Below are 26,428 nucleotides of genomic sequence, written 5' to 3'. Positions count from 1 at the left end.
CGCAATGAAACCAATATATATAAGTATATATTTACTATTAATGGTGTTTTTCTTTTTTGCTTGTGAGCGGGACGAGAGAGAAACCGTAGTTAACGAAGAGCAGGAAGTTTCGTTTGACATTACTACAAGGAAGAAAGGTGAAATAGTGATTGCGCCTGATGATACCATAAAATGGGTGCGTATATTGGCATTTGACCCTCCAACAGAGAAATGTGTATACAATAAATTTTTTAGCGTCGCTTTTCAAGACAGCATTGCAGATAAACTTGTGGCTAAAGTAGCCTTCCGGATGAAACTTGATACAATCTATCATTTTGTATTTATTGTTAACGAAAGGAGTGAACCGGATCAAACCCGGTTAGATGCACTTGCCGCATTTGATGAATCAAAACATATAGGTATGTTAGATAATATGGGCTTTTCGGCTGGTGCTACCAGTGCAACATCTGCCTTTCATGAAGATAAGTACATTCCTATGACAGCTATGATAGAGAATGTACGCATAACAAACAAAGCAGGACACTCAATTAATGGTGGAGACACCATTCCGGGTCCCATACAAGTGTTAATGGAAAGACTGGGAGTAAGGTTAGATTTGACGTTCGAAACAGAAATAGAAGAGAAAAAAGATAAAGTTGAATATGTAAAGTTATACAACTTTCCAACCGGTGTTGTTCCACTGTTTGATAAAGCACGCGATGGAACACCGAATAGCTATACCGGTACCAGAGGCACACGAACCATAGCAGACTTTAATGATGCCGAAGAAATAAGATGGAGTTTTGATGCCGATAAAGATGTTTGGATATGGAACAAACCGCGTGTAATAATTCCTTCAATTTTGCTGGGGAATTTAGATTCAACAGATGAAGATAAGGCAGTAGACCTGAGGGTCATTTATGACGATCCCACTTTCGATGACGAAGGTGTTCGGTTGGGTATCAACACCCCTAATACAACATATACCGAATATTACGATCCACCCAACAATCCTTTACCCGGTGAACCATATAATTACAGCCTTCCACGCAATACACGCTTGGAACTTACTGCAATAATTAAAGAATTCAATATAATAATTAACCCCATCAAAGTGAGCGGATGGGACAAGAAAAATGTATCTCTTGAAGATTAATAAATTTTAAAACAAATAACTATGATACAGAGTAAATATCTATCCGGACTTTTAGTGTGTGCAGCTTTTTTAGGCTCGTGTACAAATGAAATGAGCGATGAAACAGTTATAGATCCCGAAGCAATCAAGCTTGAGATTGGTGTGATAGGAAGTCAGGAAGTAACAACAAGAGGGCAGGCTTCGACTGACGAAGGAATAACTCCTGAGGCATACCACAATTATACAGGTACTTTTCAGTTGCTTATGGTAGAAGTAGCTGGATCTCCAACTGCTTTTTACGATGATCCTGTTATTGTGGCAACCGGTGGTGCTATAAGTAAAGTTAATGGTACAGCAACTACCTCGTATACTAAAAGATGGCCAAGCAATGATGGACAACTTTATTTTCATGCTTATGCTCCGGCATCGGGTACTGGTGCATTTACAAAGCCAGCTTTTTCGGCAGCAGCCAATTATACTTTAGATAATCCATATACAATACAATCAGCATATACCAATCAACCAGATTTGTTGTTTGCTAATATTGGAACACATAAACGTTCGGATAATAGCGGAACAGTGGCAATAAACTTTGATCATCTTCTTACCCGTATTACTTTTCAGATAAGAAGGGAGGCAACTGGTTTTATAGGCAGCGATGAAGTGTGGATAAAAGAAGTTGCTATAAAAGACGTGTATGATAGAGGAACACCAACAATGAGCACATCTGGTTTTAGTTGGGGAACAAAAAGCAAAAGTGGTGCAACACCTACTTTTTCTATGACTTTTTCTACGCCACTACAGGCACCTAGTATTGATTTCACAGAAACTAGCTTCGAATCGGCCTTTTTACCTAACTTACCGACTACTAGTACTCCTACGAATAATTATAGTATGTTTATGCTCCCACATGACAAAGTCGGAACCGGAGCTGGAAAATTTGAAAACGCAAAGTTGTACCTCAAATTTAGAGTAGCTGCAGCACATGATACTGCTGGTGTTGACGATACAGAAGTTGAATTTGATTTAAAAGATTACGAAGACTGGGTAGCCGGTTATTGGATTAACTATCAAATAACCATCAAACCAGGATACATCACTATTAATCCTATCAAAGTAAAAGGATGGAATAAAATAAATGTGCCAATAACAGTAAACTAAGCAGAAATAAATAATGAATCGAATAAGATATATATATGGAATAATCATCGTGGTGGCGGTTTGTTCGTGTCAGAAAGATATAGATGCTCTTCCCAACTATATCGAATTCGGCGCAATACATAAATTTGTGCTACGAAGTGCGGAAACGAGAGCCGCAACAGATTGGGGAGGAACTACTACTGCCGATTTTAATGGTACCATGAAACTATATGGTATGTACGATGGTACTGGTGCCAGCACTTTTATTAACGGTGATAATGTTGAGGTAACGGGTGGGCAAAATACTACCTATAAAAAAGTATGGCCCAACGCCACAAGCACTTATAAGTTCTTTGCATTTTATCCATCCGATGCTATGACAGTAGCAACAGATGCCTCAAATCTGAAATGTACAGTAAATTCCGCTAGCGGGTATACGATTGGAGCAAACGCTTCTACGCATAAAGACTTGATGTATGCTTCGAGAGAAAACCCTACGCATGGTGCAAAATTCGATTTAGTATTCCATCACTTGTTAACACGTGTAACCTTTCAAGTATCTAGAGCTACCGATTTTCCAGAAAAAGAAATTGAAAGCATAACCCTTACAGGGGTAAGAGATACATATGAGGGCGAAACCCAATCAGGTAGTACAGAGGAGGATGATGATGACTCTAAGTTTACTTGGACCCGGGTGGGCAACACTACAAACAGTCCATGTATGAATGCAACAAACACTCCTGGTAGTCCCAGTATTTTCCCATACAAATTGACTACAACCTCTACTTTGCTTAACGATAATTTCTTCTTGTTTCCACAAACTGTGTCGGAATCGGGGAAGGAGATAAAACTTCAATTGAAACTGAAAGATGAAGCTACTCCTATAGAAGTTGATCTATCGGATACTGGTATTGACTGGGGGATGGGTGAGTGGATTAACTATATCCTCACCTTTAACCAAACAGGCGAAAAAGTAACCATTGCCGCCCAAATTTTACCCTGGACATCATCCGGCGTAGACGGCGACGCATTGGGCCGCAAGTTAAACCTTTCGGAAACCGAGGTTAATTTTTACAAACTGAACGGTACGCTCACAGCCAGTAATAATAAAGTCTACTTTTGGACGAACCAGAAAGATGCCTACATTGAGGAGGATATGCTTGACAGTAAAACCAAGGTCAATAGCATATTCAAAGATCTTAATTTTGAGTTCGACGACGACGACGGTTGGGGCCACTTTACGCTCGATTTTCTTAGCAACTCGGCGGCAGTAGGCGAATACAACATCGTGCTCAACGTAGGAGGGCTACGCAAGAAGATACAGATAAATATCTTAGACTTAACGCTGGACTTTGAGAAGGACTTTGAGAAGGTCGCCATCACGAAAAAGGGCTACCCAGATGATGTTAAAGCCGATGACGTTGAAATCGAATTTGAGACGGACGGGACAGCGGCCTACATTGAGGAGTACTTCTACTATAGGGACCTAAAAACCAATATCAATAACATATTCGAAGGGCTCAGCGCATACACTGACGACGACGGCACATCCATTCCCGCAAGCAATTTTGTGTTCAACGGCCCCAGTCCCAATAAAGGCAAAATTACGTTCAAGTTGAAACACTTCGGAAAAGACGGAGGTTATATCATACTCAACATACAAAAGGGAACGGCGCGCATACGCGAGAAGATACAGATAGAGATGAAATGGGATAAGTAGGCAATAAAAAAATGAAAAGAGATATGATTCACGAATTTTTGAATAGAAAAATAATGGCAGCAGTTGCAGTGGCAGCGTTCGCATTCGGGCTGTCGTCGTGCACGGTGGAGGAAGAGATAGACACTCCCGGGCAGTTCGTCGACGGCAAGGTGCAGTTGACGCTACATACCAATGCAGGAAGCTACCAGATGCCCGTTACACGTGTTGCGGCCGGAAACGACACCGACGGAAATGTGTCCTACAGTGGGGATCGCAGGCCGATAGTGTTGGTGTTCGAGTTGCCTGTAGACAAAACTGACATGGGAGACGCAGTCTTCAAAGAGGCCGCACGGGCTAATAGCGAATCCAAAGTCGCGCTGAAACCTACGGATCGGCCCGTGCGGTTGCTCATCGTGTCCGATCCGCCCGATAACTTCTTCTACAATAACCAGACGTACGCCTTCACGGTCGCTGCGCTGAACTCCGACGAAAGTCCACTGAAGGGCGTGACCAAGAACAAAACCTTTGCTGAGGCCGTCACTGGTATTCTCAACACCGTGAAACTGACCGTCGAAGCCAACGGACACGTCAAGGTTCCCTACGCGGGTGCGACCAAATATATCCCCGCGTCTGGCATCTGCGACCTCACCGAGATTGATGAGGATACGTCCATCGGTACCGATGAGGATATGGTGAAGCTGCGGCGCATCGCAGCGAAGATTACTGTCGTGAACCAGGCGGCGGGATTTGTTCTTCAGGGTGCCACGGTGCTCAACACCAAACAATACGGATACCTCTACCGTGACACCATCTCGGGCACACCCAGCGGCCTGCCCACCGGCAATAAGGTACACTACCTCAATGGCGATGGTACAGACGATCCCGACACACGTGTGACCGGCATAGCCGCTTCGTCTTCGGCAGTGGCAGGAGAGGGCAACACTAGTGGCAGCCCGCTTTACATCTACGAATCGGCTGCGGGCGAGATCACTGTGCTCGTGCAGGGTAAATTCAAGTACAACGACACGCCGTACTGGTACCGACTGGCGCTTAAAGACAAAGACGGCAACCCGATAGCCGTTGATCGCAACACACACTACACCTTGACAATCACGGAAGTAAGTATGCGTGGCTATGGTTCGATAAAAGACGCGTTGGACCCGTTGGATGGAACCGACGTGACAGGCGGTGTGAGCTATGAAGTACTCTCGTCTGGCTTATCAGACCACGAGATCGTGGACAACGGCGTCTATTACCTCGGGCTGAGCAACTCCGAGTTCATCCATTGGTCAAACAACACGACGAACGTTGAGGTGCTCACTACCATCAGCACGGACGCCCCGAAGGGTACGCCGATAGTAGTAGAGAAAATCGCAGGTGCCGGTGGTATAACGCTAATAGATGGCTCTCCACTAACAAGTGGATCTGGAAAGCTAACAGGTACCGTACCCGAAGACGGAACCCCTATTGAGGTGAGAGCTACCTTCCAGCCAGGGTTCGCTGTCAACGGGGACGGGAAAATGGCGTTGTACAGCATAACGGTGGGCGTGTTAGAGAAACAACTGCTCGTGGTGCAGCGGGGCAATTCACTGTTCATTCCGGAGACACCAACCGATGTTAAAGGGAAGTATGTCGCCGCCAGTGTGGAGGACGGTCAGGAGTGGCTTTCGCTCGCGATAAAGAAGAACGACGGCTACAAGTACACCACCAATGATGTCAGTTCGAACCAGAATGGAGATACGCTCAGGGTTTATAGCAACGTACTGCAGATGTCAAGAAACGACCAGTTGACTGTTGACTACGGCACAATCATGGCTTCGCACACTCCAACGAAAGACACCGTCACAGCGGTGGGCACTAAAAAGTTCGTAAACACAGGCGGGCGTGTGAAGATGGCCATCGCCCAACAGAGAATCATTGTCCACCGTTTCGCCAAGAGCAATGTAGTCCTTTACGTCGACGGCGACAACCGGATTCTGACCTTTGCCGAGGACGAGGCCGATTATACGAAGAAAATCGTGGAATACCAAGATGTGAACGGCGCTGGCAAGAAAACCGTGACGTTCTCTGACGACACTGACACTAACACTCACACTGCATTGAAAGCCAACGTACAGGGCATCATTTTCCGCTGGGGGGGGCTTGTAGGAATAAGCACTAGCAGCAATGGAACTAATCTGACGTCCTTAAAGCCTACTGATGTCGTGTTCTGGCCTATCGAGTACGAGAAGGAATACATGGCCAATTACGGCAGAAACCCAAGTCAAGTGAGTTGGAAATTCAACTATGATACTTGGAATGGTGAGACGGATATTCCGTACTTCGGCGACATAAATTATAACAACCTATCTAACGACCGGAACTACGACGCTTTCAAAACCAAATACAAGGACAAGGGCTACAATGCCGCGGAGGGGTATGGCGACATCTGCCGCTATATCAGTGATAAGGGTTGGGTAAAGGGCGATTGGCGCATGCCTACAATGGGAGAGTTTAGTACTCTTCGCACGGAAACTATAAATGCTGGATATCTGGAAAACGTGGAAGGCTACATGCAGATTGGTGTTCTGTACGGTGAATATGATTATGCGTTTGATGATGGGCCGAGGACGGACTGGAAGGTACTGAAGGTTACAAATCCTAACCCTAGCGGTCACTACGGCTTTACGCGCCTGACCAACGCCCGCATGGTCGGTGCCGGCATTACCCCGGATGACAATACTGACAAAGAAAACCCCGATTCTAAATACAATAAATACCTGACCGATCCCGTGGGAGCGCGCGTAGTTGTACCTGCTGCCGGGGCCAACACCGACGAATACAACTGGAAAGGCGGCCTGTACTACCCCGGTGGCAACGGTTACTTTATGTCTTCCACGCCCAATAATTATAATCCCGCTAAAAACAACGTGTACACTTTCCACGTCAACGCTGTATTAACATACGAGATGCGCGGACTTGGCGTCGAAGCATATTCTATCAACCGGGGGGCCTACGGGGTGTCAGTGCGGTGCATCCGCAAGTGGCCGGACGAGTTATAAGTAAAACGTGAGGGTAAGGGCACCCACGTAGGTTAAACAATCAATAAATACTCTTCCCTAAGATACTTTTGTATCTTCCCTGTGGCACTTTTGTATCTTACTTGTGGCACTTTTGTATCTTGCCTGTGATACTTTTGTACCACAGGCAAGATACTTTTTTCTCACAGGAAAAAAAGTGTTGGTACTGTAAGTTTTTGATTACCAGTTATATTTATAACTTAGCGTTTCAATTTTGTGTAAAATCAATCTTCCAACCTCTTATACCAATTAGTATATAGCAGTACAGAGCAAACAATAACCACCATTAATCCTATACCTGCATATGTAAACTCCTTGCATACCAGATAAATAGGTGCAGCCACTAAACATGTTTGCCATACAATTCCCACAATTACATTTACCATATCGCGGGCAAAGTTTTTGTTCTCCATAAATGTCGGATCGTCTGCTTTAACTTTTTCTGCTATCGGTTTCCAGAATCCCCAGGGCCGGGTTTTCTGATAGAAGTTTTTCAGTGCACCTTCTTCGGTTGGAGGAGCCGAATAAGTACCAATGATACAACCAATAATCGAGAATAAAAGAATAATTGGGAAATAATAAAGAGGTTCTGCCCACATGGCATATTCAGGGAACGATTCTTTGAATACCGGAGCAACAAGTGGTAATATCAGGGCAGGGATCAGACCGGCTGCCATACCCCAAGCAAAACCACTGGAGTTAAAGCGCCACCAATGCCATTTCAAGATATTGGCTGCAATGTAACTACCATAAAGTGCACCGGTTACCCATTGTAGCATCTGGTCTACATTTTTTGCTGCTACTCCCAGAAAAATACTGATGATAACAACCACAATACCAACTATATAATTTGCATTGGTTGCTTGTTTGGGTGTAGCTTTCGGCTTGAAATATTTAATATAAATATCGTTTACAATATATGCCTGAGCAGCATTAAGGGTACCTGCAAACGTCGACATAAAGGCAGCCAACAGTCCGGCTACAACTATGCCGGTAAGCCCAACCGGAATCCAATGGTGTTTCACTACAGCCGGAAGAATAAGTTCGGCATCCAGAGCTCCGCTTGCATTTCTGATTTCGGGTAGAATATCTTTGAATAATATAATTCCAAGAACAGCTATTCCGGCAATCATCATATAACGTACCGGCATTAAAACTACGGTTACAAATCCCGACATCATAGATGCTTCCTTCGGACTTTTGGTTGAAAGAATCTTTTGCATATCGTACGTAGGGGCTGGGCCGGCTACCGAAGTGAGGAATCCTTTCAACAATACCATTCCGAAGAAGAAACTGAATATCTGGTAAATAGATTGTCCTATTTCTCCATTAAATTCGGCCATGGCACCTTCCCACCGGATACCCAGGTTCTGTGTTATGCCAGCCGACATCCAGCCATCCGGCAACAGGTTGGTAAAGTTTTCGGGCGTTAAATGAATCATGGCTATAATACCAATGGTGATTGCTGCAATTGTCATAATGATGTATTGACCCACATCGGCCCAAACAATAGACATCATTCCACCCAGTAGCGCGTAGAATACGGCAAACAGTGTGAATACAATTCCCCAGATGTGTGGCACATACGCATCGGGAACCTCCATCAGGAAGGGGAATATGGTTTTTAACGGCAGGAATATTTCAATAAATTTTCCTAAACCAATAAATCCGTAAGCCAGCATTCCTAAACAGTTTATTACTGCAAAAATTACAATAATGGCATGGGATATTTGCGCACCTTTATCCTGCCCGAAACGGAAACCGATCCACTCCGCACCAGTGGAACAGTTTGACCTACGGAGCCATGCCGAGAGATAAACCATGAGGAATATCTGGTTAAACACCGGCCATACCCACGGCATATAGATACTTTTAATGCCATAAAGTACGGTTATGGCCACCAACCATACTGTGCCCGAAATATCGAACATGCCTGATGCATTGGAAAGGCCGAGCATATACCAGGGAAGCGATTTACCACCAAGAAGATAAGATTCCAGATTTCGGGAAGCCCTCTTCTTCAAGTAAAGGCCTATAAAGACCAGGAAACAGAGATAGGCCACGATTATCGCAATATCGACCCCACTCAATAAAACTTGATTCATAATTGTACTAGAATTTTTAATTGATAGATTTACTTAATCAGACAAATATACGCATTTCTCTGATTTCCATGCACATCCGGGCGTTATGATACGGACACTTCCAGAATCCGGCTTTATCATCGGTGGTATTGGGCATTCCGTTGGCATAAACACTCCATATCCATTCACCGTTCTTTTTATCCAGTATATGCTTCTTTATATATTGCCAACAGTTAACAGCTACATCAAAGTATTTTTGTTTTCCTGTAAGTTTATAGGCATACATTGAGCCAACAACCGTTTCGGCTTGTACCCACCAATGGCGGTCTTTATCAATATGTCCGCCATCCGATTCGTATGCCATGCTTCCGTCACTCTGTAAGCCTTCGTAAGATGCTTCTACAATTTCAACAGCTAATGTTTTTACATCTTCCAGCAATTGCTCATCGCCCAGAACTTCGGCGGCCTCATATAATAACCAGGCAGCTTCAATATCATGACCATAAGATACAATTGTGTAGTTGGATTGCCATTTGCGGTTGAAGAACAGAATCAGATGTTTTGTTTCAGGATGAACAATGTGTTCGGTAAAGTTTCTGATCAGGCGTTTCTGGGCTTGCAAAACACTAGGGTTATTCCATATACGCAACAAATTAGTATAAGGTTCCAGTATATGAAGATGCGTGTTCATTGATTTTTCTTCGTTGGCATCTTTTGCGCTTAAACGCATATCTTCTATGGGTTGCCAGTTTCTTTGCAATGCTTCAATATATCCCTCGTTTTCAGGATCGTAGGCATACTTCTCTATTAAACCGAAGAAATCTTTTGAAAGTTGTAATGCTTCGGGGTTACCTGTAGCCCGGTAATATTCGGAGAATCCATACAGGGCAAACCCTTGTGCATAAACCTGTTTGCGGGTATTTACAGGGCAACCTGTATAATCCAGTTCCCAATACACTCCACCATACTCTTTATCTATGAAAAAATCTTTCATGTAATTGTATGCCCGTGTGGCGGTTTCGAGATATTGCGGATGCTTATTGGCTCGGTAAGCTGCCGAAAATGTCCACAGGATTCGTGCATTCAACACAACGCCTTTATTGGCTTGTTTATGCAAGTTTTCCTGTCCGTCAATGCGGCCGTAGAATCCCCCGTTCTCATTATCTGTCAACTTATTGATCCAATAGGGGAGTATATTGGATGTAAGTTCATTATATAGTTCTTCCTGAAATTTCTGCATTTATACTGGTTATTATTGAAACGCAGATTGACGCGGATTAACGCAGATTTTTAATTAATAATAATCTGCGAAAATCTGCGTTAATCTGCGTTTTTAAAGGTTTGCTTTGTTTTTATTTACCAATTTGGTAATAGCCTCTACCGAAGTCTTTGAACGCAGCCCATCAGCAGGGGTATTCATGCAGTAATCCAATAACTTATCTATTGTTGAAGTTGCTACATGCATACGCGTATCCGATGATGCATAATAGATATAAACTGTTCCATCCTCATCGGCAATCCATCCGTTCGAAAATAATACGTTCGATACATCTCCTATACGTTCCTCTCCCAGTGGGGCCATAAAATGCCCGGCAGGTTCGGCAATAATTTTAGTAGGGTCTTCCAGATCGGTTATATAGAGATAAAGAACATAGCGAAGACCCGCCGCGCAGGCTCTTACGCCATGAGCCAGATGTAACCAGCCTTTGTTTGTTTTAATAGGGTGGGGGCCTTCACCGTTCTTTACCTCTTTTATGGTGTGATAGTAGCGAAAGTTTATAATTTTTTCTTCCTTTACCTCAGCGCAGGTCATGTTGTCAATCAGTGCCCAACCAATGCCACCACCGGAACCGGCATCAATGAAACCATCCTGCGGACGTGTGTATAATGCATATTTACCATCAACAAACTCCGGATGAAGAACTACATTGCGCTGCTGCGATTTAGAAATTAAATCGGGTAGCCGTTCCCACTTAATCAAATCTTTGGTACGTACAATTCCGCAGGATGCTGTAGCCGATGATAAATCTCCGGCAGGCGCATTGGGATCTTTGCGCTCGGCACAGAATAAACCGTAAATCCAACCATCCTCATGATTGGTTAATCGCATATCGTAAACATTGGTTTCGGGGTCGTCAACATCATCCAGTGAAAGGGGATAATCCCAAAAACGGAAATTATCAATTCCATTCGGGCTTTCGGCTATGGCAAAGAAAGATTTACGGTCGTTGCCTTCTACACGTACAACCAATACATATTTATCGTTCCACTTTATAGCACCCGAGTTTAGTGTGGCATTTATGCCGATGCGTTCAAGTAAGTCCGGATTGTCTTGTTCGTTGAAGTCGTACCTCCAAATTAAAGGTGCATGCTCGTTGGTTAGTACAGGATTTGTATAGCGTTGATAAATGCCATTGTTCGAATCCGTTTTTTCATTTTTCTTGGTTAGTAGTGTTTCGTGAACCTGAAATAAGTTGTCTACTTTTTCTTTGTAAGAGTTCATAATGTATAGATGTTATTTATGATTTTAGAACACGGAGACACAGAGTCACAGAGGTTTTAACGGTTTTAAAGAGGAGATAAAAACTCTGTGCCTTTGTGTCTCTGTGTTCTAAATAATGTCTTTCGCCATTAATATTTCTGGTTTAGTCACAAATTTCCGGAAATCGTCTTCATTGTTACTTCCTTTATACGGTACGTAATAATGATCCGGCCTGTTTTTAGCATTTCTCCAAAACAGGATATACGAAAATTTATAGTCTTTAATTGTATTGTATATTATTTCAGAGAAGAAGTGCTCTGGTGGAAACTTTTCCATACCAGTTTCGGCAATACAAGCTATTTTATTTGCCTTCCGAGCGTAGTTAATAACAATATCGAGGTTGTGTTTTAATGCTGTTTTGTATCTTTCTATGTGGGCATTTAATGTTTCAGGGTCGTTGTACATAGTACCTTCGCCCGAGGCATAACAGTCGAAACCGATTACATCAACATATTCATCGCCAGGATAGCGTTCCAGATACTCGGTTTCATCTTTTGTTTCGGATGGAGAGTAGGCATAAATAATGTTGTGTACATTCTTTTTGTCGCGGAGATACTCTACCGTCATTACCCAGAGTTGTTTGTATTCTTGGGGCGTACATTGTTTGCTTCCCCACCAGAACCAACCTCCGCTATGTTCGTGATACATTCGGAACATTACAGGGATAAGTATTCCGTCTTTATCTTTCAGGTCGAGGAAGAAATTAGCAACTCTGTCTAGCCAAACCTGATACTTTTCGTGATTCTCGCCACCGGGAAGTATGCTTTTCACAACATAATCCTGTGCACAGTCCCACGCTGTGTTGCCGGTTACAATGTTATCTCCGTGCCAGCTTATGGTATTTATTGAACCTCGCTGGTGTGCTTCGCGGATATAACGTTTCATGTTATCAAAGTAAATGGAATCCAGATTATATGGAGCATCTATTTCGATATGGCCAATTTCCCATCCTACTACAGCCGGGTATTTGCCTGTTACATCGTGTACATCCGAGCGGTTTGGCTCGTTATACCAGTTAACTCCATACGCCAAATCGTCTTGATGGCCCAGCATAATGCCTTTATCCAGAAGAGTGAATATACGGTTGTATAATGATACTGTTTCGGGAGTAGCTTTTTTATCTACCAAATTAATTGGTGTATTAGGCTTTTCTGTACAGGAACACATTATAAGAAATAATGCTATGGGAATAATTTTCTTCATGAGGTTATTGTATCGTTATAAAAAAATATATTGGCAAAAATAGTACATATCGAAACACGATTCCAGTACTATTTTGCCAATATACTGTACTTTATTTACTTAAAACCGGGTAGTTGATTGCGCGTAATAACGTAATCTTGTTTCATTGCATCGATCCACCATTCTTGGTTTGCATGACCTTCTCCATACCATGGCATAAACCACGACCAACGAGCTCCGGCTTTCCATTGTTCGGATATAAGACCTACGGTACCACATTCGCTAAGTGTAACAATTTTATGTGCATACGTGTTTGTAATTACTTTATATTGTATTACACAATTAGCAGCATTCATATTGTATAGGTCGCGTCCTATAATATCTACATATTCATCGCCCGGATAAAAAGCATCGTCTTTAGTTTGTGTAGTCCATACCCAGATAAGATTATTTAAATCCTGTGATTTAAAATAGTCGAACATATACATCCATAGCTTTTTATAAGCTTCGGCACCATCATTACCCCACCAAAACCATGCTGTTCCGTTATTGTATTCGTAAATATTTCCGGCAGCTTCGTGTAATGGACGCCATAATATGGGAATGCCTTCTTCTTTAAGTAGCTTTAAGTATCCAGCTATTTTTTCTAAATCGGCCTTCACTACATTGTTTTCCCAAGTGCCCTCAATGGTTGCATTTTTTGCTCGGAAAGAGGTTTCTTCCGGTTTGTATGTCATCTTGCTTGGCTCGGTTATGCCTTCGGAGGGTGGTACAACCCAGTGCCAACCAGCTGCCACAATTCCACCGGCATCCCACCAGCTTTTAACCGGAGTAATGTTACTGTAATCAATCCAGTTTGCCGGCGACCAAGCCAAGTGGATGTAATCGTAGCAATTGATGGCAGGGTATTTTCCTGTCCAAGCGTATACCTGCTCGGATTGGTCGGTGTTCCAACTCACATCGGCCATCATGGCGGATAGTGTTTTGGTTTCATAGTTCTGCAACAGGTAGTTGTACAACTTCTGAGCTTCGACAGATGGATCTTCTGCTACCAGATTTGTAGATATTTCTGGGACAGGCTCTTTAATTGTTTCAAATGAAATAGTAATTGTTTCTGTAGGAATATCCGTAACGCCAATAATACTTCCCGAAGGTATCTTCAATATATATTGTTTACCTTTTTCTAATTTTACCTTTACCTTTACTGTTTTATTATTTACTTCGGGTTGATACACTACCACTCCATTAAGGGTAATATTGTGTGCTCTTGCCAATTGAATTGTTTGGTCAAAAAGTAACTCAATATTCATAACCGTTTCCAAAACTTCAGTTTGTCCATTAGCTGGTTGTGAAGAAACCAATTTAGGAGCTTCTAATATAGGTGTTTCGGGTTCTCCCTTATCTGAGGAACAACAGGTGAATGTTAGTAAACAAACATATAAAAACAATATTCTTTTCATTTTCAGTGTTCTAAAAAAATACAGGCCCATACTATTCTCGTTGTGTGAGCCTGTATTTAACCTAATAGCCTATTGATAACTAGTTTTCTACAATTGTAGATACTTTGTGGATAATAGCACTGGCTCCTTGTATAACAAGTGCTGTATCGGACCATCCATCATCCTGTCCCATCATTGTATCTATCATTTCTTGTGTGAATACTACATCTGTAATATCTATTACATCAGAGCCTTCGGGCATTGTTAGTGCTCCCCAATTTGCATGATTGATTTGAATTTGTGGCCAATCACCTGTACGTGTTAGGTAGAAACGTAATATAGAGCCTGCTTTGAAACCTACATCTTTAAATTGTTTTTTATTTAAACGGAATGAATTACTCCATGCACCCAGATCAGTTTCTTCATCTAAAATTACAGTTTCAACTTTACCCGAATAAATAATATCTATAGTATAGGATACTTCGCCATTTGATGAGATTAGAGTAAAAGTAGTTGCACCATTGCTGCTAATAGGTACCAGCACATGAAGTTCCGATCCCTGAAGGATGAACTGAGTACTATTGCCGTTGACTGTTACATTTGTTAGTTTATCACCATTTTCTACATTTACTACTAATATAGTTCCCGATTTTATCTCTTCATCTCCAGCCGGTAATTCAGGTATAAAGCAGAACACTGGTGATACGATTTCTAATGATGGAGCTTTCACTCTTTCACTATTCTTCATTACAAGTACAGGCTCGCCTGATGGGCTTCCAACTGGCACTTTTACGGTTAATGCGGTTAAAGTAGCCGATTCTACTTCTGCAACTATCTCTTCTCCAAATTCTACAGAACCAATTAAGTCCATATCCGTACCTTGTATTGTAAGGATAGAGCCAGCTGTTACAGGTGATGGATTATAAGATGAAACAACAGGCTTTTGAGTTTCAACCTCAACTGATACTGTTTTTCCACTACCCAGATTAATTATAAGTTCACCACTGTAAGCAGCATCAGGAAATGCTACTTTCACTTCTGTGTCATTGACAGACTGAGGAACTGTTGTTTCTTCCATTCCAGGGAATAAGAATGAGGTTATCAGATCAATGTTTTTTCCGGTAATAGTAATAATATCACCTGGTTTGATACCTTTTGCAGGAGCTACCGAAAGATTTGTAGGTACAATCAGAGTGAGTTCTTCTGTTGAAACATATTCCAAACCGCTTTTTGCAACCAATGTAATTGTACCATCTTGCGCATCAGCAGGAACATTAACTACAATCTGTTCGTTGTTTACAGTAAACTCACTAACTTCTTTTCCTCCGCTAAATATTATTGTTGCAATTAAGTTCAGGTCGGTACCTTTAATAGTTAAGCTTTCTTCTGCTTTTACTTGTAGTGGGGTTAAAGCTGTAATTACAGGCTCAACAACATTTGCACTTTCTTCAGAATATACTTCGATTGGCATTTCTGCACCATTCGATACGCGTATTTTACCAGGCTGCGCTTCTTCCGGAACTAGTACCACGATTTTTTTTCGTGTCTGACTTACAAAATCTTCTTGGTTTACAACAATATTGCTAGAGAAAATCACTTCTTTTATCAGATTCAGATAATCACCTTCGATTGTAAATTCTTCACCTGCTTTTATTAGTTCAGTTGTTATTTTATCTACTATTATAGGCTCTTCGTAAGTAAGAACAGTGGCTGTTTCAATTACTCCTTGTGGCGTATTTAGTTTAACTTTACCCACTAGTGCATCTTGAGGAATTGTTACTTTTATTTCTCGGTCGCCAACTTTAGTGATCTCGGTAATTACTGTGCTGCCAGGAATTTCAATAGATTGAACTTTATCCAGATTAACCCCGATAAATCGTAGTTCTCCGCCTCGTAAGGCAGGTGATGGCCCAAATGAGTTCAATACTATCTGGCTATTATTATCGTCGTCTTTATCACATGCTGCAAAGATGCAAATGGAGAATAGCATCAGGCATATCATGTGAAATTTCGATATGTTATATATTTTATTCATAATTGTTTTGTTTAAAGATTATTCACCTGGAACTATACGTATATTGTCTACAAGGATAATAGGATTACAAGGTGTACCAATATACGGAGAACCACCTCGGTTATGCACCGCTATACCCAATTGACCAAAATTCTTTGATGCAGCTATTTCTTCGCCTGCTCCATTGTATATCATTTCGGATAGTGGAATAGAAACAGTGACCCAACCATTAGATACATAAGAACCTGTTGTAGTCCAAGGTGCCCAGAATCCACGAGGTTGTGTGGTATCGTTCCATAACCAACCTTCTTTATCGTCGGCTGCTGCGAAAGTAAAAATCATTGGTGATGCGCTCCATGCTTCTACTACATTTACATCTACTTTTAAAATGGATGTTGCCGGATTGCTAGTTACCATCGGATTTGGTATACCTATGTTTGGATTATCAGGATTGTCTTTACTCCAGATGTTTATGGTGAAGTTATTACCTCCCGAAGCCCAGCTGTCTTCGTCGTTACCAGGACTTATTGCACCTGTCATTTTTACATATTTACCCATTAGTGATAATTCAGGATCTTCTTCGATGTTTCCTGGTCTTCCCCAACCGGGAACAAATCCGGCTCCATCATTTTCAGAATCTTCGAAACCAGTGATCCATCCTCGGCTATCGCGGAAGTGGAATGTTGAACGTCCGTTTCCGTAGAGTGATTTCACAACTATTGGGCCTTCTAAAGCGCCTTCGGGCACCACTACTTGTACTTCTGTTTTGCTTGAAGCTGTTACCTGACCTTTTACATTTCCCGAGAATGTTACCTCTAATGGAATATTCGGATCGTCAAGTAAATAATCTCCATAAATTGTAGCAGTTTGGCCTGCTGCAACAAATTCACATTTCATGCTTTTTACCACAGGTGCCGGTACAAGTACCCTGAAATCGTATTCTACAATATCTTTATTACCAGTTATCAAATATATCTTATTGGTTACATCTTCGGGGATGTTCTTTGGTACATTTAATATCAGGGTTTCGTTTGTTATAAAGTTCATATTCAATGTTGCCTTTTGGTCATTGAAATAAATTTCCTGAATGCTGGTTAAATTATTACCAATCAGGCAAATGTTTTGTTCCATGAACGCTTCTACTATTAATGAGTCTGCTTTGGTAGTATCGGTAAGACGCACATAGTATACTTCGGGCAGGCCATTAGTCATTTTGTATTTTCCATCGTCCACATGTTCACATCCAATTAATGCACCTGTGAGAAAAACACACAAAGCCACTAATCCGGCAATAGTTGTTTTTATATCTTTTTTCATATGTAAATTCTATTTATCTTTTAATCAATAAGTATAATTGCTTAAATCATATTCAACAGGTTCACCTCTTAGGTTGGGGTTCATAGCCAAATCTACATCAGGAAATGGTGCATACATATTTTCTTTTGTGATATTCAAGTCGGCTTGATCCGCATTATAGCGCACTGATGGTAATCCGTCGGATCCTATGGTGATGGTTGGATTATCTTGCATATAATAGCTTGTTAATCCAATGTAGTTTTTTCTGCGTTGGCTCTTCAAACGATTTATTGCATCATCGGGTTTGTAATATGCTAATCGAACAAAGTCGTACCAGTTATCTCCTTCGCATGCCAGTTCTAGTCGACGTTCTTTCATTATATCATCAAAAGTGATGACTGTTTTTTGTGATACTCCGGCCCTGCTTCTAATAGCATTAAAAGCTTCTAATGCTTTAGGATCGGATGTAGAGGCGTTGTTTCCTAATATAGCTTCGGCATATACCAGATAAATATCACCCAAACGAAGAATATGAGTAGCCAAACTATTTTTCATTGCTTCTGTAATAGGCTCTCCACCTTCTCCTACCTGGTCGGCACTGTTTCCTACAATATGTTTTACCCAGTTTGCACCAGTTGAACTATGGAATTCTTTCAAATCATTTTTTTGATAATTCGTCCAGTTAAATCCGCCTTTGTCTCTCCAAAAGTAATCGTACTCATCGCCATACATCATCATTGTTGCTTTACGACGTTTATCAGCGTTGTTGCGTGTTAGTTTAGCAGGATCTTCGTTAAACTGGTCCATTAAATCGACCGAAATACCACGCCAGCTTCCCCAGCCACCTAATCCGTCCATTCCTTGAAAAGTAACATCCGGTTGTATTGGGTTTGAAGCTGTCCAGTGTTGAGCCACCACCCAACGCCATGCAATAAGACTTTCGTCGGCATTGTTGTTTCTTAATCTGAATATATCTTCATAATTAGGCATTAATTTCCTACCGCTTTCATTAATCACTTTGCTTGCATATTCGGCAGCTTTGTCTAAATCGGTTTGATTACGACTGTTGCTCATTCCAACTCCAGCCTTTGTTAAATACACTTTTGCCAATAGTCCATAAGCTGAGTATTTATCTACCCGTCCGGCAGTTACTGGTTTCTCGGGTAACCATTTAACGGCTTGTTCAAGTGTCAAAATGATATAATCGTATATGTTTTGTTCGGTTGCCTTATACACATTGTTATAATTACCTGCAGCAATTTCGGCAGAGTTGTTATGAATGATTGGTACAGGTCCCCATATACGAACCATATAAAAATAAGCCATTGCTTTCCACAACAGAGCTTCACCTTTGGCCATATTTCGACCAGTTTCTGTTGTTCCGGAACCAGCATACATATTAATGTTTTCAATAATACTGTTGCAATGTGCATTAACCGACCATAATGAGGCCGACATACCTGCCAGCTCTTCGTTACTTGAACGTAAACGGAAGTATAAACAATCATGTTCCCAGTAAGAATTTCCGGCCTGAATATCTCCTACCAACAAAAAACCACGTGTAAAATCGTGCCATGGAGAATTGTATATAGGATTTACAGCCTGTAAACATTGTTCGTCGGTTTGATAGAACGATGATACTGTATATCCATCTTCTGTTGGCCGATCCAGAAAGTCTTCGCATGAAATGAATCCTATAGATGCCACTGTGGCAAGGATCAAGGTTTTGAATATATTTTTATTTTTCATGTTATACTATTTAAGAGGTTAGAATGATAAGTTTAAACCAAATGAATAAATTCTAGGAGACGGATAACGTCCGTAATCTAACCCAAACACATTTGCACTTTGTGGATTCAAACCAATTTCGGGGTCATAGCCACTATAATCGGTAAATGTGTGCAGGTTTTGAATATTCACAAAAACGCGTAGATTATCGATTCTATATTTGCGTGTCAGTTCAGATGGAAATGTATAACCAATTGTTATATTCTTTATACGTAAATAGGAACCATCTTCAATGTAACGGCTACTGATACGGTTGTTGTCGTAAGGTAAACCCCGTCCTGCACGAGACATATCGGTGTTTGGATTAGATAGTTTTACATTATCAACATCTTCAAACCAATTGTTTATTGTATATTCTTTACCCTCGGCATCATATTTAATTAGCGGATAATTAATATTATCATGGATAGGTACAAGGTTAGCAAAGTTCATTGCTTTTTGCAATTGATTACTCCAGTAGCCCATGCTGGTTAGTTCGCGAGCCAAGTAGTTCATTACCTTATTGCCATAACTACCATGTATGAATATTGATAAATCAATGTTTTTAAAGCGGAAAGTATTTGTCATGCCATAGGTAAACTTTGGTAATGGCGAACCGATATTAGTACGGTCGCGGTCGTCAATAATACCATCGTTATTAAGATCTCTAAACTTTACGTCGCCTACAAACACTGTATTATAGCGATTGTATACACCATTTGATGGTTTTTCTCCCCAAAGATGCGTTTCAATATCTTCTTTGCTTTGATAAATGCCGTCGGCTATATATCCATAGAAATTATAAAGTGACTGACCTATTTCGGAACGGCTTACAATATCGGACCATTGGCCATAACCTTCAATAGCCGACGAAGAAGTTCCATCAAGAGCAACTAATTTATTTTTATTAAAAGATATTTGGAAGTCTGTATCCCATTCAAATTTGCCAATAAGGTTTCTGGTATTTAATGCTATTTCCAGTCCTTTGTTATTGATTGTACCATAATTTCCCCAAGGCGATGCCAGTGCAGAAGAACCATTTCCTCTGGTTCCCATATACGATGGTAATTGCAGGGCCATCAACATATCTTTAGATGTTTTATCGTAAAAATCAACTGTAAGATTGATTCGATCATGGAAAAAGCCAAAATCTAATCCCACATTCCATTGTTCCTGAGTTTCCCATTTTATGTATGGATTAGCAATATTGCTTTGGCGATAACCAGATCCTAATGCCGATGGCATTGCCGAGATAGAAGCTCCCCACAGATATCCGCCAATTGCGGAGTTTCCTGTTTGCCCCCATCCTAAACGAAGTTTACCATTGCTGATGATTTCATTTAATGGTAAAAAGAAATTTTCATTGCTAAAACGCCATGATGCTGCAAATGAGTGGAAATTAGCCCAACGATTTTTAGGACCAAAGTTAGAAGAACCGTCTCTACGGAATGTGTATGTGGCTAAATAACGGTCGTCATAATTGTATGTTCCGCGGCCAAAGAACGAGGCCATTGCCGAACTACCAAAACCACTACCTATAACAGCCGTGGTTATCTCCCAAAGAAGGATTCTTAATGCTGTTATCAGGTAAATTTGAACCACTTACGCTAATATATTCATATTTAGATTCCCAAGCTTCTTGTCCGGCCATTAATGTGTAGTTGTGTTTACCCACATTGCCATTATAAGTAAGGTAGTTTTTTAATTGCCAATATAAGCTATTGTTGCGTTGAATAATGCTGGTATTCGTTTCTCTTAGTACACTACCTCCAAAATTATAAGTAGGTCTCCAACGTTCGGCTTTCGAGTTACTTATATCAAAACCCAGTTCGGCATGCCAAGTAAAATTCTTGATAGGAGTTAGATCAAAGAAAATGTTTCCATTTAATTTTTCACGAGTAAGGAAGTTATCGTCCAGTTCGGCTAGTGCCAATGGATTCATACGGTTGTATCCTTCGCGTACCACTGTTGCATAATTGCCATAAACATCGTAAACAGGAATATCGGGAGGTGTAAGTAAAGAATATGTTAATACTCCCTGCGAACCATCAGCCCTTAAAAGGCGTTCGTGTGTATTTGAATACATGACATTTAATCCTAATTTAAACCAGGATTTAAGTTGAGCATCCAGATTAGTACGGAATGAATAACGTTCAAACTCTGTTCCGCGTAACGTACCATCCTGATTCATATAAGAACCTGAAACAAAGTATTGAACTTTTTCGGTACCTCCCTGAGCAGAAATATTGTGCTGGTTCATCCATGCATCACGGAAAATAACATCTTGCCAATTAGTTCCTTTACCCAGTAAAGATGGGTCCATATATTCAACTGTACCATCTTGGCCACCGGTTGTTTTTGCTATGCTTGAGTTGTATACTGCATATTCTGCTAAATCCATCATTTTGAGGCGTACAGCTTGGTTTTGTACACCAAACATCCCTTCATAACTAAATTTAGCTTCACCGGTTTTACCACGTTTGGTGGTAATCAGTACAACACCATTTGCACCTTGGGCTCCATAAATAGCTGTTGCAGAGGCATCTTTAAGAATTTCCATAGAAACAATATCAGCCGGATTAAGTGTAGAAAGTGGTGATATACCTGTGGCTGCTCCATTACCAAGAGCATCGCCCAATCCTACGCTATGTCCGCTACTACTACCTCCTTGGAATATAACACCGTCAATTACATACAGTGGTTCTGCATTTGCATTTACAGTTGCCTGTCCACGTACACGGATTGAGGTTGATGATCCCGGAGCTCCCGATGTCATAACCGAATTAACACCCGCAGCCCGTCCTTGTAAAGCTTGGTCAAGATTCGTAATAATCGATCCCTTAATCTTATCCTCGCCTACCGATACCGACGCCCCCGAAAGGTCGCTTTTCTTCATAGTACCATATCCAACAACTACAACCTCATCAAGCAATTCGGAATCTTCCTTCATTGCTATATTGGCTACCCGTTGGTTTGCTGATAATGTAATTTCTTGTGCTCTGTATCCAATGCAGGAGATTACTAATACATTCTTTCCGGAAGGTACACTTACACTATAATTACCATCGATATCAGAGATTGCACCTGTACTGCTACCTTTGATAAGTACATTGGCTCCAATTATTGGCGAACCATCGGTAGCATCGGTTATTACACCTGTTACCGTAGTTTGCTGAGCCATTATATGGCTACTCAGGGCGAGCGCCATAAGAAACAACAAAATGTTCTTCATATAATACAATTAGATTTAAATGAATAAATTCACACTTTTTATTTGGTACAAAAATATCTTGTATTTTAGAGTAATAATAATACAATTTTATCAATAAACAATACAATTCTAAAAAGAAGGCAAAAGCACTACTTGCTTGTTTATTCTGCACATATAACACTGTTGAATTAAGGCTATAACAAAAATAACAATTCAAATTATTAAATGGTTGATACTATTTTATCTATTATTTGTACTTTGTGCATAAATTGAAACGCTGAGTTACGCTAAGTTACGCGGAGTTTTTATTTCGATGCCGCAGGAAAACTAAAACTTCGTGTAACTTAGCGTTTCAATTTCAATCATTGCGATTGATTGCACATTTGTTGTAAATAGATTGATGATGTATTGTACAAGCACTGTAGATAGAATGGAAAATGACAACCCGTTGGTTTCGTCTGAATATGTTACACGGTTATGCAAAAATACAATGATACGATAGTTAAACGCAGTATAGTTGGAAAGAAAAACGCGAACAAACGCTGGCAAAAGGAAAATGGTAATACCATGGCAACAGAAAAGAACATAACAGAAAAGAAAACATCAGTAGAAAAAGATAAAAAAGAAACTGCTGATGCTCTAGTTGAGAGTTGAGAGTTACGATGCCGCATGGAACTCTCAACTCTCAACTACAAATGAACTGCATTTGCCCCCTAAATGAACTGCATTTGCATGCTAAATGAACTGCATTTGAGGTGTAAATGAACTGCATTTGAGGTGTAAATGAACTGCATTTGAGGTACAAATGAATTGCATTTTTGGTTCGGTTAAGGACTGAAATTTTGAAACGCTGAGTTACGCTAAGTTACGCGGAGTTTTAGTTTTCCTGCGGCATCGAAATAAAAACTCCGCGTAACTCCGCGTAACTTAGCGTTTCAATTCCAATCTGATTTGAACCAACCCCGCTCTCCATAGATGTTTAAAATACAAAATTATTCGTCACGTCAACACGTTCTGAGTTATCTTGCAGATAAACAGTTTGTTAAAAGCGTGTTGTTAGGCGTGTTAAGAAATGTTGTTACAAATTTGTCGTCACGCTTTAAATGGTACTTATGATAAAGACTGAATTTACGTGAGTTACGCAGTGAAACCGTTGATGTTGCATGGGTAAAAAATATGTATAGATCCGCTGAATCTGTGTTAATCCATGTATTGATCGGGATGTGGTAAAAAAAACGACGTGTTAGTTGTAGTATTTATTGCGCAAAGTTGTTTGTAATAACCCTTTGAGGTGATATAATGATGTCCGTCTTATTAAAGGAGACGGACAGCATTAATGATGCAAATGTATAACTTTTGATTTTATTGTGCAAGTAATGTCCTATTTTTCATCAAAAACAAAGATTTTGGTTTTGGCCACAATAACGAATAAAACGGATTTTTTTATATATATAATGTGTGTTTTATCAACAAAGCATTACATTGTAAATAAATTCAATTAATCTTTATTAACGTTCATATACCGCTTTTGAGCCATACAAACCTTTATTTTGTTTTCTTTACATCATACTTTTTGTTCTTTTCTAATTCCCTGATTTTATAGTTTTTTTTCTCCCATCAAAACTAGAAATGTCCGTCTTCTTTAATAAGACGGATTTATAACGACTAGAGACATGATGTTGGATAAGAAGACTTTATATGTAGTTTACCTGCTTCATAAAGCGAGTAGTATCTGCTTTGAAAACCCACGTGCCAAAAATGGCAAGTTATGCCTTTCTTATGAAGAGGCTCGGCTTTTAAATTATTTACATGGCCCCGGCCGTATTACCCATAGTCAAGATGTAACTTCTTTGGTTAGTCTTTTAAACGAAGTAGGTAAAATGGTTGATCCTTTGTTAGACAGTAGTGAGCGTCGTGCAGAATTTCCCCGTACCGTTTATCAATTCAACCGTGGTTATAAACAGTGGCTTTCCAGCATTGAGTCGTCTCGTGAGAGTCTTAATTCTTAATCATCAACATTGTAAAACTTGTTCTATGCGTACCCGAATAATACTAATATTCATCCTTGTTTTCACACTGGCCCCGGGGGTTCTTCGTTCTCAAGACCTGAGCACCTACCGTCTCTATGATCCCATCCCACGTCTTGCCGTTAAGAGCAATTTGCTTTATGATGTCAGTCTGGGCCTCAATTTAGGCGTTGAACTTAAGTTGAGCAAACGTTTAACCCTCGATGTGCCGGTAATGTACAACCCTATAACCTTCAAGGACAACACCAAATGGAAGAACCTGACTGTTCAGCCCGAAGTTCGTTACTGGCTTTGCGAAAGTTTTGTCGGTCATTTCTTCGGCCTTCATGGTCACTACTCCAACTTCAATGTTGGTCATATTGGTTTTATCAGTGGTTTAAAAGATAATCGTTACCGTGGTTGGTTGGCCGGCGGTGGTGTATCATGGGGCTATCACTGGTTGTTATCACCCCGTTGGTCTCTTGAAGCCACCGTTGGTTTCGGCTACGCCTATATAGATTACGAAAAGTTTGAAGCCCCTAAATGCGGTTTGAAACTCGACGAAGGCACTACGCACTATGTTGGGCCAACAAAGATTGGGTTGAGTTTGATTTATTTTTTGAAATAAAATGAAGCTACTGATTTTTGAAACGCAGATTAACGCAGATTAACGCGGATTAATCTCTAATTAAATAATCTGCGTTAATCCGCGTTAATCTGCGTTTAAATAATAACAACATGAAGAAGATGAAAAATAACTCATTACTCAACACTCATTACTTTATAGCCTTTATAGCCTTTATGGTCTTTTATTCTGTTCCCGCTACTGCCCAGAACTACAAAGGCTCTGTTTACGTAGAATCGACCGATTTTTCGGAGCGCAACGACAGTTTAATCGTTTGTTTCGACATTAAAGTAGAAGCCAACGCTGTTCCTAACTGTTCTAGCATGTATTTTACGCCCGAGTTGCGTAACGGCAAACAAATTGTTGACCTTCCCTACGTTCAGTTGAACGGTAAAACCCGTTCGATGATTAACGCCCGTTGGTTTATGGTTGCCAGCGATGAGTGGCTGTCTCTTTACGACGCCCCCCGCATGATTGTGAACGCCAATAAATATACCGACGAACACATGAGCTACCAAGTAGCCATTCCCTACGAAGGTTGGATGGACAACGCCAGCCTGTACCTCCGTCAGGAACTGATAGGTTGCCGCAGTGAAGTAAACCTTTACACCTATAAGTTAAGCGACCGTGTTAAAATGGCCCCCCGTGCCCCTTACGAAGTGCAACCGCTTGTAGCTCTGGTAGCCCCCGCTCCCGAAGTGAAGACCCGTAACCGTCAAGGTAGCGCTTTCCTTGACTTCCAGGTTGGCCGTTCGGTAATTCTTCCCGACTTCCGTCGTAACCCGGTTGAGTTAGGCAAAATCAACGATGCCTTCCTTGAAGTAATGGGCGATCAGGATGCACAAATCACCGGCCTGTTTATTGATGGCTATGCCTCACCCGAAGGCAAATACGCCAGCAACGACAAATTAGCCCACAACCGCTCTATTGCCCTGAAAGATTATATCAAGAACCACTACCTGTTGGCCGAAAACCTTTTCACTGTTCGCTCAACAGCCGAAGACTGGGCCGGCTTGCGCGTTAAAGTAGAAGAAAGCAACCTTGCACAGAAAGACCAGATCCTTGCCATCATTGACAGCACTGCCGAACCCGATGCCAAAGAAGCCCGCCTGAAAGGCCTTTCGAGCTACAGTGCCCTGCTTCGTGATATATTCCCCGAACTACGCCGCGTAGAATACCAGATTGACTATGCCGTACGTAGCTATAGCACCACCGAAGCCCGTCAGCTGATGAACACCAACCCCGAGAAC

At 41.1% G+C, this 26,428-nt stretch carries 16 protein-coding genes and 1 pseudogene; 8 read left to right on the top strand and 9 right to left on the bottom strand.

Features of this window, described 5'->3' with window-relative positions; genetic code table 11:
• Positions 1 to 4: 4 nt before the first annotated feature.
• The 4 genes from D0T85_RS20860 to D0T85_RS20845 are packed head-to-tail and all read left to right on the top strand — an operon-like array spanning position 5 to position 6,994.
• Positions 5 to 1,135, top strand: coding sequence for a hypothetical protein (locus tag D0T85_RS20860; protein ID WP_163215451.1), 1,131 nt, complete (start codon positions 5 to 7; stop codon positions 1,133 to 1,135).
• Positions 1,136 to 1,156: 21 nt separating this feature from the next.
• The gene (locus D0T85_RS20855; protein WP_163215450.1) at positions 1,157 to 2,275 is read left to right on the top strand and encodes a fimbrillin family protein; all 1,119 of its coding nucleotides are present in this window, start codon (positions 1,157 to 1,159) and stop codon (positions 2,273 to 2,275) included.
• A gap of 13 nt (positions 2,276 to 2,288) precedes the next feature.
• Positions 2,289 to 3,974, top strand: a complete 1,686-nt coding sequence (locus D0T85_RS20850; RefSeq protein WP_163215449.1) for a fimbrillin family protein — start codon at positions 2,289 to 2,291, stop codon at positions 3,972 to 3,974.
• An 11-nt stretch (positions 3,975 to 3,985) separates the two neighbouring features.
• A complete protein-coding gene (locus tag D0T85_RS20845) occupies positions 3,986 to 6,994 on the top strand; it encodes a hypothetical protein (protein WP_163215448.1) in 3,009 nt (1,002 codons plus the stop codon).
• A 242-nt stretch (positions 6,995 to 7,236) separates the two neighbouring features.
• Here D0T85_RS20845 and D0T85_RS20840 read toward each other — a convergent pair whose 3' ends face one another.
• The 9 genes and pseudogenes from D0T85_RS20840 to D0T85_RS20800 all read right to left on the bottom strand — a co-directional run bounded on the left by D0T85_RS20840 (position 7,237) and on the right by D0T85_RS20800 (position 22,568).
• A complete protein-coding gene (locus D0T85_RS20840) occupies positions 7,237 to 9,117 on the bottom strand; it encodes a sodium:solute symporter family protein (protein ID WP_163215447.1) in 1,881 nt (626 codons plus the stop codon).
• A 37-nt stretch (positions 9,118 to 9,154) separates the two neighbouring features.
• Positions 9,155 to 10,336, bottom strand: a complete 1,182-nt coding sequence (locus D0T85_RS20835; protein WP_163215446.1) for an AGE family epimerase/isomerase — start codon at positions 10,334 to 10,336, stop codon at positions 9,155 to 9,157.
• Between the two features lie 93 nt (positions 10,337 to 10,429).
• Positions 10,430 to 11,599, bottom strand: a complete 1,170-nt coding sequence (locus tag D0T85_RS20830) for a glycosidase (protein ID WP_163215445.1) — start codon at positions 11,597 to 11,599, stop codon at positions 10,430 to 10,432.
• 108 nt (positions 11,600 to 11,707) lie between these two features.
• On the bottom strand, positions 11,708 to 12,841 hold the full coding sequence (locus D0T85_RS20825; RefSeq protein WP_163215444.1) for a glycoside hydrolase family 26 protein: 1,134 nt from the start codon (positions 12,839 to 12,841) through the stop codon (positions 11,708 to 11,710).
• A gap of 95 nt (positions 12,842 to 12,936) precedes the next feature.
• A complete protein-coding gene (locus D0T85_RS20820; RefSeq protein ID WP_163215443.1) occupies positions 12,937 to 14,280 on the bottom strand; it encodes a glycosyl hydrolase in 1,344 nt (447 codons plus the stop codon).
• Between the two features lie 79 nt (positions 14,281 to 14,359).
• Complete coding sequence (locus tag D0T85_RS20815; protein WP_163215442.1) at positions 14,360 to 16,294, bottom strand: IPT/TIG domain-containing protein; 1,935 nt, start codon at positions 16,292 to 16,294, stop codon at positions 14,360 to 14,362.
• Positions 16,295 to 16,312: 18 nt separating this feature from the next.
• Positions 16,313 to 17,590, bottom strand: coding sequence for a glycan-binding surface protein (locus tag D0T85_RS20810; RefSeq protein WP_163215441.1), 1,278 nt, complete (start codon positions 17,588 to 17,590; stop codon positions 16,313 to 16,315).
• A 24-nt stretch (positions 17,591 to 17,614) separates the two neighbouring features.
• Positions 17,615 to 19,318 (bottom strand): RagB/SusD family nutrient uptake outer membrane protein, encoded by a 1,704-nt coding sequence (locus D0T85_RS20805; protein ID WP_163215440.1) that lies wholly within the window; start codon positions 19,316 to 19,318, stop codon positions 17,615 to 17,617.
• Between the two features lie 18 nt (positions 19,319 to 19,336).
• Positions 19,337 to 22,568: pseudogene (locus D0T85_RS20800) on the bottom strand (SusC/RagA family TonB-linked outer membrane protein).
• A gap of 456 nt (positions 22,569 to 23,024) precedes the next feature.
• On the opposite strand from D0T85_RS20800, the gene D0T85_RS20795 reads away from it, so the two are divergent.
• The 4 genes from D0T85_RS20795 to D0T85_RS20780 form a co-directional block, all read left to right on the top strand.
• Entirely contained in the window at positions 23,025 to 23,201 is a 177-nt protein-coding gene (locus tag D0T85_RS20795; RefSeq protein WP_163215439.1) for a hypothetical protein, read from the top strand.
• A gap of 1,019 nt (positions 23,202 to 24,220) precedes the next feature.
• Positions 24,221 to 24,556, top strand: a complete 336-nt coding sequence (locus D0T85_RS20790) for a hypothetical protein (protein WP_163215438.1) — start codon at positions 24,221 to 24,223, stop codon at positions 24,554 to 24,556.
• Positions 24,557 to 24,581: 25 nt separating this feature from the next.
• Complete coding sequence (locus D0T85_RS20785) at positions 24,582 to 25,181, top strand: DUF3575 domain-containing protein (protein WP_163215437.1); 600 nt, start codon at positions 24,582 to 24,584, stop codon at positions 25,179 to 25,181.
• A gap of 110 nt (positions 25,182 to 25,291) precedes the next feature.
• Positions 25,292 to 26,428 (top strand): DUF3868 domain-containing protein (locus D0T85_RS20780; RefSeq protein ID WP_163215436.1); only part of this gene is annotated, 1,137 nt, incomplete at its 3' end.

It is taken from the genome of Bacteroides sp. 519 (genome assembly GCF_010500955.1).
Classification (GTDB): domain Bacteria; phylum Bacteroidota; class Bacteroidia; order Bacteroidales; family Bacteroidaceae; genus Bacteroides.
The sequence above is the reverse complement of the archived record's forward strand: the minus strand, read 5'-3'. Positions and strand labels throughout refer to the sequence as shown.

What these genes read in the sequence shown, in the direction of transcription:
- D0T85_RS20860 (WP_163215451.1), top strand. Translation starts at nt 5, where the DNA reads ATGAAACCAATATATATAAGTATATATTTACTATTAATGGTGTTTTTC.
- D0T85_RS20855 (WP_163215450.1), top strand. Translation starts at nt 1,157, where the DNA reads ATGATACAGAGTAAATATCTATCCGGACTTTTAGTGTGTGCAGCTTTT.
- D0T85_RS20850 (WP_163215449.1), top strand. Translation starts at nt 2,289, where the DNA reads ATGAATCGAATAAGATATATATATGGAATAATCATCGTGGTGGCGGTT.
- D0T85_RS20845 (WP_163215448.1), top strand. Translation starts at nt 3,986, where the DNA reads ATGAAAAGAGATATGATTCACGAATTTTTGAATAGAAAAATAATGGCA.
- D0T85_RS20840 (WP_163215447.1), bottom strand. Translation starts at nt 9,117, where the DNA reads ATGAATCAAGTTTTATTGAGTGGGGTCGATATTGCGATAATCGTGGCC.
- D0T85_RS20835 (WP_163215446.1), bottom strand. Translation starts at nt 10,336, where the DNA reads ATGCAGAAATTTCAGGAAGAACTATATAATGAACTTACATCCAATATA.
- D0T85_RS20830 (WP_163215445.1), bottom strand. Translation starts at nt 11,599, where the DNA reads ATGAACTCTTACAAAGAAAAAGTAGACAACTTATTTCAGGTTCACGAA.
- D0T85_RS20825 (WP_163215444.1), bottom strand. Translation starts at nt 12,841, where the DNA reads ATGAAGAAAATTATTCCCATAGCATTATTTCTTATAATGTGTTCCTGT.
- D0T85_RS20820 (WP_163215443.1), bottom strand. Translation starts at nt 14,280, where the DNA reads ATGAAAAGAATATTGTTTTTATATGTTTGTTTACTAACATTCACCTGT.
- D0T85_RS20815 (WP_163215442.1), bottom strand. Translation starts at nt 16,294, where the DNA reads ATGAATAAAATATATAACATATCGAAATTTCACATGATATGCCTGATG.
- D0T85_RS20810 (WP_163215441.1), bottom strand. Translation starts at nt 17,590, where the DNA reads ATGAAAAAAGATATAAAAACAACTATTGCCGGATTAGTGGCTTTGTGT.
- D0T85_RS20805 (WP_163215440.1), bottom strand. Translation starts at nt 19,318, where the DNA reads ATGAAAAATAAAAATATATTCAAAACCTTGATCCTTGCCACAGTGGCA.
- D0T85_RS20795 (WP_163215439.1), top strand. Translation starts at nt 23,025, where the DNA reads ATGCAAAAATACAATGATACGATAGTTAAACGCAGTATAGTTGGAAAG.
- D0T85_RS20790 (WP_163215438.1), top strand. Translation starts at nt 24,221, where the DNA reads ATGATGTTGGATAAGAAGACTTTATATGTAGTTTACCTGCTTCATAAA.
- D0T85_RS20785 (WP_163215437.1), top strand. Translation starts at nt 24,582, where the DNA reads ATGCGTACCCGAATAATACTAATATTCATCCTTGTTTTCACACTGGCC.